13 protein-coding genes are annotated in these 11,889 nt (G+C 65.6%); 7 read left to right on the top strand and 6 right to left on the bottom strand.

Translation table 11 applies throughout. The features are described from left to right. Positions 1 to 20: 20 nt before the first annotated feature. Together DFR67_RS18230 and DFR67_RS18225 are read right to left on the bottom strand one after the other, a co-directional pair. Complete coding sequence (locus DFR67_RS18230) at positions 21 to 281, bottom strand: GlsB/YeaQ/YmgE family stress response membrane protein (protein WP_110470891.1); 261 nt, start codon at positions 279 to 281, stop codon at positions 21 to 23. A 53-nt stretch (positions 282 to 334) separates the two neighbouring features. Continuing rightward, on the bottom strand, positions 335 to 739 hold the full coding sequence (locus DFR67_RS18225; protein ID WP_110470890.1) for an MmcQ/YjbR family DNA-binding protein: 405 nt from the start codon (positions 737 to 739) through the stop codon (positions 335 to 337). A 57-nt stretch (positions 740 to 796) separates the two neighbouring features. Between DFR67_RS18225 and ligA the strand changes: the two genes are divergently transcribed. Continuing rightward, on the top strand, positions 797 to 2,950 hold the full coding sequence (gene ligA, locus DFR67_RS18220; RefSeq protein ID WP_110470889.1) for an NAD-dependent DNA ligase LigA: 2,154 nt from the start codon (positions 797 to 799) through the stop codon (positions 2,948 to 2,950). On the opposite strand, the gene DFR67_RS18215 is transcribed toward ligA, so the two are convergent. Continuing rightward, positions 2,947 to 3,612 carry an ACT domain-containing protein gene (locus DFR67_RS18215; RefSeq protein WP_110470888.1) on the bottom strand — a complete coding sequence of 222 codons (666 nt, stop codon included), beginning with the start codon at positions 3,610 to 3,612 and terminating at the stop codon, positions 2,947 to 2,949. The genes ligA and DFR67_RS18215 overlap by 4 nt on opposite strands. Before the next feature lie 81 nt (positions 3,613 to 3,693). Continuing rightward, positions 3,694 to 4,044: a YbjQ family protein gene (locus DFR67_RS18210; RefSeq protein ID WP_084836644.1), complete on the bottom strand. Its 351-nt coding sequence runs from the start codon at positions 4,042 to 4,044 to the stop codon at positions 3,694 to 3,696. A gap of 95 nt (positions 4,045 to 4,139) precedes the next feature. Here DFR67_RS18210 and DFR67_RS18205 point away from each other — a divergent pair, with 95 nt between their 5' ends. The 3 genes from DFR67_RS18205 (at position 4,140) to gatA (ending at position 6,648) form a co-directional block, all read left to right on the top strand. Further along, complete coding sequence (locus DFR67_RS18205; protein ID WP_110470887.1) at positions 4,140 to 4,757, top strand: antibiotic biosynthesis monooxygenase; 618 nt, start codon at positions 4,140 to 4,142, stop codon at positions 4,755 to 4,757. Positions 4,758 to 4,858: 101 nt separating this feature from the next. Next, positions 4,859 to 5,158 (top strand): Asp-tRNA(Asn)/Glu-tRNA(Gln) amidotransferase subunit GatC, encoded by a 300-nt coding sequence (gatC, locus tag DFR67_RS18200; RefSeq protein ID WP_211325094.1) that lies wholly within the window; start codon positions 4,859 to 4,861, stop codon positions 5,156 to 5,158. Beyond that, complete coding sequence (gatA, locus tag DFR67_RS18195) at positions 5,155 to 6,648, top strand: Asp-tRNA(Asn)/Glu-tRNA(Gln) amidotransferase subunit GatA (RefSeq protein WP_110470885.1); 1,494 nt, start codon at positions 5,155 to 5,157, stop codon at positions 6,646 to 6,648. Before gatC ends, gatA begins: the two co-directional genes overlap by 4 nt. Before the next feature lie 75 nt (positions 6,649 to 6,723). Here the strand turns inward: gatA and DFR67_RS18190 are convergent, their stop codons facing one another. Both DFR67_RS18190 and DFR67_RS18185 read right to left on the bottom strand, forming a co-directional pair. Continuing rightward, a complete protein-coding gene (locus DFR67_RS18190; RefSeq protein WP_110470884.1) occupies positions 6,724 to 7,932 on the bottom strand; it encodes an alpha/beta-hydrolase family protein in 1,209 nt (402 codons plus the stop codon). Continuing rightward, positions 7,929 to 8,534: a hypothetical protein gene (locus tag DFR67_RS18185; protein WP_245938022.1), complete on the bottom strand. Its 606-nt coding sequence runs from the start codon at positions 8,532 to 8,534 to the stop codon at positions 7,929 to 7,931. Before DFR67_RS18185 ends, DFR67_RS18190 begins: the two co-directional genes overlap by 4 nt. Before the next feature lie 165 nt (positions 8,535 to 8,699). Between DFR67_RS18185 and DFR67_RS18180 the strand changes: the two genes are divergently transcribed. From DFR67_RS18180 to DFR67_RS18170, 3 genes are all read left to right on the top strand, one after another. Further along, entirely contained in the window at positions 8,700 to 9,971 is a 1,272-nt protein-coding gene (locus tag DFR67_RS18180; protein WP_158539986.1) for a sensor histidine kinase, read from the top strand. A gap of 15 nt (positions 9,972 to 9,986) precedes the next feature. Beyond that, entirely contained in the window at positions 9,987 to 10,640 is a 654-nt protein-coding gene (locus DFR67_RS18175; RefSeq protein WP_110470882.1) for a response regulator, read from the top strand. 141 nt (positions 10,641 to 10,781) lie between these two features. Continuing rightward, the gene (locus tag DFR67_RS18170; RefSeq protein WP_110470881.1) at positions 10,782 to 11,813 is read left to right on the top strand and encodes an ATP-dependent 6-phosphofructokinase; all 1,032 of its coding nucleotides are present in this window, start codon (positions 10,782 to 10,784) and stop codon (positions 11,811 to 11,813) included. Positions 11,814 to 11,889: the final 76 nt, after the last annotated feature.

Genomic DNA, 11,889 nt, shown 5'->3' with positions numbered 1-11,889 from the left:
GGTGCAGTCCGCGCCGACGGTCAGGCGGCCGAGCGCTTTTTGTACCACAGCCACCCTGCGGTCACCAGTATCGCGCCCACCAACGAACCGATGATGCCGCTGGGCCGGAAGTCGAGGCCGTCGCCCGCGATGAGGCTGATGAGCAGGCCACCGACGAATGAGCCGACCAGACCGGCGACGATGGCCAGGCTCCAGTTGATCCCACCCTCGGGTTTACCGACGATGAGTTGGGCGCCGGCGCCGATCAGCATGCCGAACAAGATGAGACCGATGATGAGCATGGGAGGAGTATAGGCAGGTGAGGTCGGGTGTACCGCCGTCGCCACCCCATCGTTCAGCCGAGTTCGGGTGGTCGTTCTCCGTCGTCGAGGCGGGCGATCAGCTTCTTCGGAGCGATGAGGCGATAGCTCGCGTCGAGCAACTCCGCGACCTCCCGCCAATCCGGATCGTTCGACAAGTCCAGGCCCAGCCAGCCATACGGACCGACGTAGGCCGGATAGAAGAAGCGGGCATCCTGCTCCAGGGCAGCGCGATCGTCTTCCTCGACCTTGAACAGCAGGGATGTCTCGAATTGCGGTCCACCCTTGACACCACCGCCGTACATCCCGAACATCTTGCCGCCGCGAAAGGTGGGCCGCCCGTGTGCGACGACTTCCGCCGCGTCAGGAAACGCCAGTGCGACCTCGCGCAGACGGTTCAGGACCGGGTCGTCGTCGGAGAACATGATGGGGTGAGGCATGGGACAAGGGTAAAAGACCAGCGATGATCTGTCGGTGGTCTCGACTATCTTGAGTACGTGGCCGACAGTGCAGATATCAGCGAAGAGACGCCCGCGGACCCGACGCCGTCCGCGGCCAGGGAGCAGTGGTCGAAGCTGGCGGAAGAGCTGCGTGAACACCAATTTCGCTACTACGTGAAAGACGCCCCGGTCATCACCGACGGCGAGTTCGACACCTTGCTCCGCAACCTCCAGGCGCTCGAAGAGCAACACCCGGAGCTGGCCGTCGCCGATTCGCCGACCAAACTCGTCGGCGGCGGTTTCGCCACCGAGTTCAAGGCGGTCGACCATCTCGAGCGGATGATGTCGCTGGACAACGTCTTCGACAGCGACGAGATGCGGGCGTGGGTTGCCAGGGTCGAGGCCGACGCAGGCACCGGCCTCGAGTACCTGTGCGAACTGAAGATCGACGGGGTTGCGCTGAGCCTGGTCTACGAAAAAGGTGTGCTCGTCCGCGGCACCACCCGCGGCGACGGACGCACGGGGGAGGATGTCACCCTCAACGCCAAGACCATCGACGACGTACCCCATCGTCTTGTCGAGTCGGACGAATATCCCATACCCGAGCTGCTCGAGGTCCGCGGTGAGGTCTTCTTCCGGGTCGAGGACTTCGAAGCGCTGAACGCGTCGCTGGTGGAGGCCGGTAAGGCGCCGTTCGCCAACCCTCGCAACTCGGCCGCAGGGTCGCTGCGCCAGAAGAACCCTCAGATCACCGCGCGGCGCCGGCTCGGCATGATCTGTCACGGGCTCGGCAGGCTCGAGGGCACGACCCCGAAGACCCTGCACGATATCTACCTGGCGCTCGCGGCCTGGGGGCTGCCGGTGTCGAAACACACCACCAAACTCGTTGGTGCCGACGCCATCTTGGAGAAGATCGAGTACTGGGGTGAGCATCGCCATGACGTCGAACACGAAATCGACGGCATCGTGGTCAAGGTCGACGACTTCAGTCTGCAGCGCCGGCTCGGATCGACGTCGCGTGCACCGCGCTGGGCGATCGCGTACAAGTACCCGCCCGAGGAAGCGACCACGAAGCTGCTCGACATCCTCGTCAACGTCGGTCGCACCGGCCGCGTGACCCCGTTCGCCTCCATGACCCCGGTGTTGGTGGCCGGATCCACGGTGTCGATGGCAACCCTGCACAACGGATCAGAGGTCAAACGCAAAGGTGTCCTCATCGGAGACACGGTCACCATCCGCAAAGCGGGCGACGTCATACCCGAGGTGCTCGGGCCGGTCGTCGACCTCCGTGACGGCACCGAGCGCGAGTTCGAGATGCCGACGCACTGCCCCGAATGTGGCACGGAGTTGGCGCCGCAGAAAGAGGGCGACGCCGATATCCGTTGCCCCAACAGTCGATCCTGTCCGGCGCAGCTTCGTGAACGGCTGTACCACATAGCCGGCCGCGGGTCGTTCGACATCGAAGCGCTGGGTTACGAAGCGGCGTCGGCGCTGCTGACGAACAATGTGCTCGACAACGAAGGCGACCTGTTCTCGCTCACCGAGGACGACCTGCTCAAGACCAATCTGTTCACCACCAAGGCCGGTGACCTCTCGGCCAACGGAAAACGGTTGCTGGCCAACCTCGATGCTGCCAAGAAGGTACCGCTGTGGCGAGTACTGGTGGGTCTGTCGATCAGGCATGTCGGTCCGAGCGCGGCGCGTGCCCTGGCCACCGAGTTCGGCACTCTGGAGGCGATCGAGTCCGCCACGGTCGAACAACTCGCTGACGTCGAAGGCATGGGAAACACGTTGGCGCAGAGCGTCGTCGACTGGTTCGCGGTGGACTGGCATCGGGAGATCGTGGAGAAGTGGCGTGCCGCCGGGGTGCAGATGGAAGACGAGCGGGACGCGTCCATCCCGCGCAACCTCGAGGGCTTGAGCATCGTCGTCACCGGCTCGCTGCAGGACTTCTCGCGCGACGGGGCGAAAGAAGCGATTCTGGCTCGGGGCGGCAAGGCGTCGGGGTCGGTATCGAAGAAGACCGCTTTTGTCGTACTCGGTGAGTCACCGGGCACGAAAGCAGCCAAGGCCGAGCAACTCGGCGTGCCGATTCTCGACGAGGACGGTTTCAAGAAGCTACTCGCCGAGGGACCACCGGCGGCGGAGGATCAGGAGGGCGCGGACTCGGACGTGCCGGACACCGACCCTGACAAAGCTGTCGATGACTAGGGCTGAGCCAGCACCGTCGTGACGATTTTCGAGAGGTAGCCCAGCCGGGTGATCTCGGAGGGCCGGAAGTCGGGACCGCCGGGACGGCCCAACAGCAGCGCCTTGCCGGGTGACCCGATCGGCGCTGCGGCCAACCGCGTGTCCATGTCGCGCCAGAGTGGGGGCACCCAGTCCGATTCCGGATCGAGTTCCTGAGCGTGCGTGATGGGTAGCCAACTCGCATCGGTCACCTGGGTCTCGGGCGCACTGGAGCTTCCGAACAGCTGAATCGCCCCGGCGCCACCCGAGGTGATGATGGTCGCCCATGCCACCCGCAGCACCCCGGGAGCGGCGTCGACGAGTACTTGCAGCCGCTCGCGCCCGGCACCGGCGATGTCGTTGACGAGTTCGAGTTCACGATGGGTCTCGAGGACACCGGTGTAGGGCCGAATCGAATCGACCCGCACACCATCCACCTTTTCTGCTGCGGTGATCAGGGTGTCGGGTAGGGCGCCGCGCGGAACCTCCACCACGATGTCATCGACCGCGTAGCCCTCGCCACGCTCGACGACATCGAGCGACAGGATGTCGGCACCGATGGAGCCGAGCGAGACAGCAAGCAATCCGAGCGATCCGGGGCGGTCTTGGAGATAGACGCGCAAGAGGTAGGACACGCCGGATATTGTCGCACCGTGTGGGCGCCCGCGCCGCGCGCCGGGTTCGCCCCGTGCCGAGCGCTCGTATGCGCCGCAGTTCGTGGCCGGTCAGAACTCGCTGGGACCGGGGACCGTTCCTGGTAGGGGTTCGATGGCGACGGCGGTGCCGTACGCGCACACCTCGATGCCGGTGCCGCCGAACTCGGTGGTCTCGAATCGGAACGCGGTGACCGCGTTGGCGCCGCGTTGCTGGGCTTCATTTGCCAGGCGCTGCAGTGCTTCCTGACGGCAGTCGTGCAGCAGTTGAGTGATGCCTTTGAGCTCACCGCCGGCCATGGCCTTGAAACCGGCTCCGATGTTCGAACCGATGTTGCGGGAGCGAACTGTGAGACCGAAGCACTCGCCGAAGGCGTAGTTGATTCGGTAACCGGGGATTTCATTGGATGTGACGATGATCATTGGACGACCTTACCGAGCAGGCACGTTGCGAGCAGCGCAATGACTGGCGTGGTCCCGGATATGCACAGCCACCGTGAAGGCGAGACCATGAAGACATGGTTACCGAACGCAGTCCACAAGACTCCGGTGATCCGCGCGAGCAACAGTCGAATCTGCCCGATCGGCACGACGATTCTGATGTGACCACATCCGTTGCTCGGCGGATCGAACCAGAGCGCGAACACGATTTCGTCGCCTGGACCGATGCCGGCATCGCGCTGGCCCGAACTTTCCCCGGCTTTCTGGGCGGCGGCTGGGTCCGATCGTCCAAGATCCGTGACGAGTACTACGTGATGTACCGATTCGAGACCCACGCGCAGGTCGACGACTGGGTGTCGTCGCCGGTACGGAAGGCGTGGTTGTCGCGAGGGGAGGGGATAGCCGTCGACTACGCGACCCATCGGCTCTCGGGCATCGAAGGCTGGTTCGAGCCACAGTCGACGTTGACCAACGCAGTCCGGATCCTCAACGCACCACCGCCACGTTGGAAGCAGGCGATCACCATCTGGTTGGGCTTCTTCCCTTTGAGCCTGGCCATCAACTTCCTGGTGATCGCTCATCTGGGCACCCTGCCGCTGGTGGTCAAGACCCTTATCGCGACAGTGATCAACACCCCGCTGATGGTCTACCTGGTCTTGCCATGGATCACCGCCAGGCTCAAACGCTGGCTGTGACCGGACGGCCTGCCGGGGTAGAGCGCTCGGCGACTAGTCTGGTCCGGGGTCTGGCCCACATCCGTGAGCCACTCCACCGACTTTAGAAAGGGTGCATCTGCGTGTCTGCCATCTCGCGCGATGAGGTTGCGCATCTGGCCCGGCTGTCGCGGCTGGCGCTGACCGACGACGAACTCGACCACTACGCAGGACAGCTCGATTCGATCCTGTCGCACGTTGCCAACATCTCCGAGGTCGCCGCCGCGGACATCCCTGGCACCGCTCATCCGGCTGATCTCGCCAACGTGCTGCGGCCCGATGTGGTTGTCCCAGGGCTCACCACCGACGAAGCGCTGTCCGGTGCACCCAACGTAGAGCAGGGCCGTTTCGCGGTACCGCAGATCCTCGGAGAAGACGAATGAGCGCCTCCACGCGCGAGTCCGGTGCGATCACGGGACAGTCCGCTGCCGAGCTCGCCGAGAAGATCCACTCCGGCGACCTGTCCGCTGTCGAGGTCACCCAGGCCCACCTCGACCGCATCGGCGAGATCGATGGCGAACTCCATGCCTTCTTGCACGTGAACTCGGGTGAAGCACTCACCGCTGCCGCCGAGGTCGACAAGGCTGTCGCGGCCGGCCAGGCGCCTGCCTCACCGCTTGCCGGGGTCCCGCTCGCCCTGAAAGACGTCTTCACGACCACCGACGCGCCCACCACGTGCGGTTCGAAGATGCTCGAGGGCTGGGTGCCCCCGTACGACGCGACGGTCACCGCACGGCTGCGTGCGGCCGGGATCCCGATCCTCGGCAAGACGAACATGGACGAGTTCGCGATGGGTTCCTCCACGGAGAACTCGGCGTACGGCGTCACGCGAAACCCCTGGGACATCACCAAGATCCCCGGCGGCTCCGGCGGCGGTTCGGCTGCGGCACTCGCGTCGTTCCAGGCGCCGCTCGCCATCGGCACCGACACCGGTGGTTCGGTGCGCCAACCGGCGTCGGTCACCGGCACCGTCGGTGTCAAACCGACGTACGGAACGGTCTCGCGGTACGGCCTCGTCGCCTGCGCATCCTCGCTCGATCAGGGTGGCCCGTGTGCACGCACCGTCCTCGACACGGCGTTGCTGCACCAGGTGATCGCCGGACACGATCCGCGCGATTCGACGTCGATCGACAAGCCGATCGGAGACATGGTGGCGGCTGCCAAAGCTGGTGCATCAGAAGACCTTTCCGGCGTCAAGGTCGGGATCGTCACCGAACTGCAGGGCGAGGGATACCAGGCGGGCGTGCTGAGCTCGTTCAACGCCGCTGTCGAGACCCTCAAAGAGCGTGGCGCCGAGATCGTCGAGGTGTCGTGCCCCCACTTCACCTACGCCCTCGGTGCGTACTACCTGATCCTGCCCTCGGAGGTGTCGAGCAACCTCGCCCGATTCGATGCCATGCGGTACGGCCTGCGGGTCGGCGACGACGGCAGCCACAGCGCCGAACAGGTGATGGCGTTGACACGTGAAGCGGGGTTCGGTGCGGAGGTCAAGCGACGCATCATGATCGGCACCTACGCGCTGTCGTCGGGCTACTACGACGCGTACTACGGTCAGGCACAGAAGGTGCGGACGCTGATCGCCCGCGACTTCGCCAAGGCCTACGAATCGGTCGACGTCCTGATCTCGCCGACCACCCCGACGACCGCATTTGCGATCGGCGAGAAGGTCGACGATCCGCTGGCGATGTACCTCTTCGACCTCTGCACCTTGCCCGTCAACCTCGCGGGCAACTGCGCGATGTCGGTGCCGTCGGGGTTGTCGGCGGACGACGGTCTGCCCGTCGGTCTGCAGATCATGGCTCCGTCGCTGGCCGATGAACGTCTGTACCGGGTCGGTGCCGCCTACGAAGCCGCCCGAGGCCCGATCGTCTGAGCGAGCACCCCGAAGATGGGGCCTTTTGGCGGTGCCCACCTGGGCGTATGGTCGCCAAAAGGCCCCATTTTCGGTCTACCGGGGGCAGCTGGGGACGGTGAGCCCCTGTTCGATGCCGTATTGGTGTCCGTGTCCGGCGGGGAACGACAGCGCTCCGATCAGGTCGGCGCTGGCCTGCACAAAACTGGCGACCGGAAACCACGGTGGCGTCGGTACGTCCTTGCTGATCGTCGGCGGCACTTCCGGTGGCTGCCACAACAGTCGCGGCGACCACTTCACGACTGGATCTGATCCGTTCGCGACCACCGTGGTCCGCGTCGCCGCGAGCGCGGCCGTACCGGCAGGCGCTCCGACCAGCACTGTGTGGCAGAGGGAGTGCGGGGCGTGCGCCTCTATCCACCGTCGGGCCGAGTCGGCCCCTACCGCCCCCAGGCTCTGGCCGTAGACATAGATGTCGGGTCGCAGCGACTGCGGTGCGGTGTCGATGGTGTCCACCAGCGCGGCCACCACGGCGACGGCACTCGCGCGGGCGGGTCCGGTGCTGCCGAGGAAGGCCTGCCAGGAAGGGATGTCGCTGTACTGCAGGGCGATGACACTGACGTCGCCTGCGAACCGTGCCTCGAATCCCGCCATCGCATCGGCGTCGACCCACCCCGACCCGGTGGGGACCGCGACCACCACTGCCCCGCGTCGCAGGCCTCCCGCAACCTGCCATCGGTGCACGGCGGCCGCGGCGCGGGCATCGAAATCGTTGTCGTCGTGGTGGTCGAGTGCGCCGTAGACACGGAGCGAGGACGGCTGCGCGAGTGCGCTGACAAAAGTGGTGGCCACCGCATCGGCGGAACCGTTCGCCGCGGCGGGTGAAGGCATCACCGTGAGCGCCGCGGCCGCGGCCAGAGCCGCGACCGTCGCGCGAGTCCGCCGGCCGAGTACGCACGCCGCCGCGACGACCGCCGACGGGGCCAGCGCGGTCAGAATCCAGTATGCGTCGACCGCTGGGGTGTCCATGGCATTTCGAAGATCGTTCTGCCATAACACCATCGCGGTGAAGAACGCGACTCCGAGGGTGCCGGCGACCGCGGCCGCGATGCGCCGCGGTCGGTCGCCGCACGGACACCAGTGGCCCGCGACCATGCCCAACAGAGCGCCCACGATCCCGAACGCCGCAAGAAGAAGTCCCGCGACCAGACCAGTCCGCGGTAGAGAGCCCGGGGCCGACGCGAGCGCGGAGCCCATCAGGGCGCCGACACAGGTGTAGGGATGCGGCCAGCGCGGCGCGGTCATCGCAGACCCACCGACGCCGCGATCTCTTCGCCGCCGCGGACAAACGTCGACGCGACGATGGCGGTCGTCGACTCTGTCGCCCCCGGGGCGCGCTCTCGCTGGCGCCAGGTGTTGAAGGCGACCCCGGTGTGCGCGAGGTCGGCCGCCCAGTCGCAGATCGGATTGCTGCAGGTCCGGTGCATCTCCTGTGCCAGCATGCGGTCGAGTGCTACACGAGCCCAGCCGCCCAGCGGTGTGCCGTGTCTCGCGGCGAGCCGCAAGAGGTCGTAGCCGAAGTCGTGGACCTTGCACGGGTGCTCGAATCGGTCGGGCAACGGGATCGGTGACGAACAGTCGCCGGCGGGGTCGGTAGGCGTACCGTCGATCAGTTCCGGTCGGTAGCCCATCTCCGCCTCGAAATCAGCGGGCAGCACGGCCACGGCCCGTGCCGGATCCGGGCCGACGAGCGCTGCGACCGCGGCGCCCGCGGGCGTGTAGAGATCGGCGGTGTCGGCGTAGGATCCGGTGGCTGTCGCCGCTGCGGACGCAGGCCACATTCCGAGGGCGACGACAAACGTCGCGGCCAAGCTGGACAACAACATTCGACTTCGTACTGCGTGCATGGGATCAACATAGAAATCGAGTGCACGTGTCCACATCAGCCGGATGAGTGGACTGCGACCGACCTCGCGGCGTGAGCTCACCCTCGGTGGCTGCGCCGAAAGTCAGGCCGTATCTCCCTCTCAGGTATGAGGACCGATGAGGGTTCGGTGGCTACCGTGAGCGCAATGAGACTGTGGAATGCCGCCACCGACTATGTGGTGGACGAGGCCAAGAGGTTGCCGATCGCCACCGAACCGGCGGTCGCACACTTCTTGGGTCAGAAGATCAACCTCGTTTTCACCCTCCTCGCATTGATCATGTACTCGATTGCCTGGCCGACCCTGGCCTTGACGCATGAGGTGCAGCCGGCCATGTTGCCGATCATCTCGGCATTCGCTGCGCTGCCGATCATGTTCGGATGGTCGAACCCGACCCTGGGCTGGGCGATCTCGGTGATCTCGGCACAGGTCATCGGCCTCACCGTCGATCGCATCGATGACTGGAACTACACCATCCAGGTGGTGCACCTGATCGAGCTGCTGGTGCTGACGGTGTTGGCTTATCTGCGAGCGCCGTTGCGATTGCTGCCGGTCTTCTGGGCGGTCTCGTGCGTCGTGGTGTACATGGCGGCGCCGCCGGAAGCCGAGGACGGCTGGGTGGTGGGACTGACCATCGCAGGGGTGATCTGCGTGTTGATCCGGATCATTCTACGGTCGCGGGCGCAGTTGGCGCAGCAGACGATGCTAAAAGACACCGAGAAGTCGAAGAACGCGGTCTTGGAAGAGCGCACCAGGATCGCCCGAGACCTTCATGATGTTGTGGCACATCGGATGTCGGTGGTCGTGGTGCAGTCACAAACCGCCAAGTACCGGATCGACGGGGTGGGGGACGCGGCGGCCGCTGAGTTCGATGCGATCGCCGATGTCGCGCGTGAGGCCCTCGACGAGGTCCGCGTGATGTTGGGAGTTCTTCGGCTCGAAGATGATTCACCTCGTGCGGAAGCGTATGCGCGCAATCCGAACCCGGGGATCGCGGACATCGAAGGAATCGTTGCGGCCACCAGGGGCGCCGGCGTCGACGTCAGCTACCGACCGCTCGACACCGGCGAACACGTCGGGGATGCCTGCGCGTTGGTGGCATACCGCATCGTCCAGGAGTCGCTGGCCAACGTCACCCGCTATGCCGCCGGAGCCCGCGTCGACGTCGACTTGTCGGTATCCGGTGACGACCTCGACGTGGTGGTCCGGAACACCGTGCCGACCGCCAGCCCGATCAATCTGGAATCGTCTGGTGGTCAGGGAATTCCGGGAATGCTCGAACGCGCCAAAGCGGTCGGCGGGGTGCTGTCGGCGGCGCCTCAACCCGACGGCGGTTTCGTGGTCCGCGCCCGGCTACCGCTGCGGGCAATCGGGACGCCGGGCCTCGGGCAGTGGGGTCCCGTCGCCGAGTCGGCCTGAAAGTAGGGTGGGGTCGTGTCGATCACGGTCTTCATCGCAGACGATCAAGCGATGGTGCGGCAAGGCTTCGGTGCCCTGTTGGGCGCCCAGTCCGACATCTCGGTGGTCGGCGACGCGGCAGACGGGCAGGCGGCGGTCACCGCGATACGCGAGTTGCATCCTGACGTCGTGCTGATGGACGTCCGGATGCCCAAGTTGGACGGGCTGGCCGCCGCTGAGCAGCTGTTGACCGGCCCGGCGAAGGTGCAGAGCAAGATCCTCATGCTCACCACGTTCGACATCGACGACTACGTCTATCAGGCCCTGCGGATCGGGGCGTCCGGGTTCATGTTGAAGGACGCGCCCGCCGAGGAACTCGTCCGGGCGGTACGTGTGGTGGCCGCCGGCGAGGCGCTGCTGGCACCGTCGGTCACTCGCAGGCTCATCGCCGAGGTGACAAGCAGGCATCGGATCCGCAGAGCAGAACCCGGGGAACTCGCCGGCCTGACCCCGCGCGAGCGCGAGGTGCTCGAACAGGTTGCCGAGGGCAAGTCGAACGCGGAGATCGCCGGGCACCTGTTCGTGGCCGAACAGACGGTCAAGACCCATGTCAGCAACGTGCTGTCGAAGTTGCATCTACGTGATCGCGCACAAGCTGTGGTCTACGCGTATGAAAACGGAGTGCGCTGACCTGAAGTCGCAGTGCGCTGACCACCCCCGACGCCGGTAGGTCAGCGGAGACCCGGGGATGAGTTGCACAATTGAACCGGCGGCGCAGATGCCCGTCGAACCGCAGAAACGATATTCGTCAGACGAGGAGCGGGACACCAAATGCGCATTGGAGTGCTTACCGGTGGCGGTGACTGCCCAGGCCTGAACGCGGTGATCCGCGCTGTGGTCCGAACCAGCGAGGTGCGTTACGGCTCGGCGGTGGTCGGATTTCTCGACGGCTGGCGAGGGTTGCTGGAGGACCGGCGCATCCATCTCGCCGCCGACGATCGCAATGATCGTCTGCTCGCCAAGGGCGGAACGATGCTGGGAACCGCACGGACGCATCCGGACAAGCTGCGGGCCGGGCTCGACCAGATCCGCCAAACCCTCGACGACAACGGGATCGACGTGTTGATCCCCATCGGCGGTGAGGGGACGCTGACCGCGGCCAGCTGGCTGGCGGATGAGGGAGTGCCGGTCGTCGGTGTGCCCAAGACCATCGACAACGACATCGATTGCACCGACGTCACGTTCGGGTTCGACACCGCGCTGACCGTCGCCACCGATGCGATCGATCGGCTGCACAGCACCGCGGAATCGCATCAGCGGGTGATGCTGGTCGAGGTGATGGGACGCCACGCCGGCTGGATCGCCCTGCATTCCGGGATCGCCTCGGGCGCGCACATGATCTTGATCCCGGAACAGCCCTTCGACGTCGAGGAGGTCTGCCGGTTGGTCAAACGCCGATTCCAACGTGGTGATTCGCATTTCATCTGCGTCGTTGCCGAGGGTGCCAAACCCAAGGAGGGCACCTTCTCGATGGCTCAGGGCGGACTCGATGAGTTCGGCCACGAACGGTTCACCGGTGTCGCACAGCAACTGGCGATCGAGATCGAGCGTCGGATCAACAAAGAGGTCCGCACCACCGTGCTCGGCCACGTCCAGCGCGGTGGTAAGCCGACCCCCTACGACCGGGTGCTCGCCACGAGATTCGGCGTCAATGCCGCTGACGCCGCGCACAACGGTGACACCGGGATGATGGTGAGCCTGCAGGGCCCGAACATCGGCCTGGTCCCGATCGGTGAGGCGACCAAGGAACTCAAGCTCGTCCCACAGAACCGCTACGAGGACGCAGCAGCCTTCTTCGGCTGACCCGGCGTCCGGTCTTGGTGGGTTCTGGCGAGGTCGACCTGGCCTTTTGTTCGCCAGAACCCACCAATTCCGGGCC

It is taken from the genome of Williamsia limnetica (genome assembly GCF_003217475.1).
In the GTDB taxonomy this organism is placed as follows: Bacteria; Actinomycetota; Actinomycetes; order Mycobacteriales; family Mycobacteriaceae; genus Williamsia; species Williamsia limnetica.
Note: the sequence above shows the minus strand (reverse complement) of the source record. Positions and strands in the feature narration are given on the sequence as shown.

Coding starts and splice junctions, on each gene's coding strand:
- DFR67_RS18170 (WP_110470881.1), top strand. CDS start 10,782: ATGCGCATTGGAGTGCTTACCGGTGGCGGTGACTGCCCAGGCCTGAAC.
- DFR67_RS18205 (WP_110470887.1), top strand. CDS start 4,140: ATGGTTACCGAACGCAGTCCACAAGACTCCGGTGATCCGCGCGAGCAA.
- DFR67_RS18230 (WP_110470891.1), bottom strand. CDS start 281: ATGCTCATCATCGGTCTCATCTTGTTCGGCATGCTGATCGGCGCCGGC.
- DFR67_RS18190 (WP_110470884.1), bottom strand. CDS start 7,932: ATGACCGCGCCGCGCTGGCCGCATCCCTACACCTGTGTCGGCGCCCTG.
- DFR67_RS18210 (WP_084836644.1), bottom strand. CDS start 4,044: ATGATCATCGTCACATCCAATGAAATCCCCGGTTACCGAATCAACTAC.
- DFR67_RS18185 (WP_245938022.1), bottom strand. CDS start 8,534: ATGCACGCAGTACGAAGTCGAATGTTGTTGTCCAGCTTGGCCGCGACG.
- gatA (WP_110470885.1), top strand. CDS start 5,155: ATGAGCGCCTCCACGCGCGAGTCCGGTGCGATCACGGGACAGTCCGCT.
- DFR67_RS18225 (WP_110470890.1), bottom strand. CDS start 739: ATGCCTCACCCCATCATGTTCTCCGACGACGACCCGGTCCTGAACCGT.
- DFR67_RS18180 (WP_158539986.1), top strand. CDS start 8,700: ATGAGACTGTGGAATGCCGCCACCGACTATGTGGTGGACGAGGCCAAG.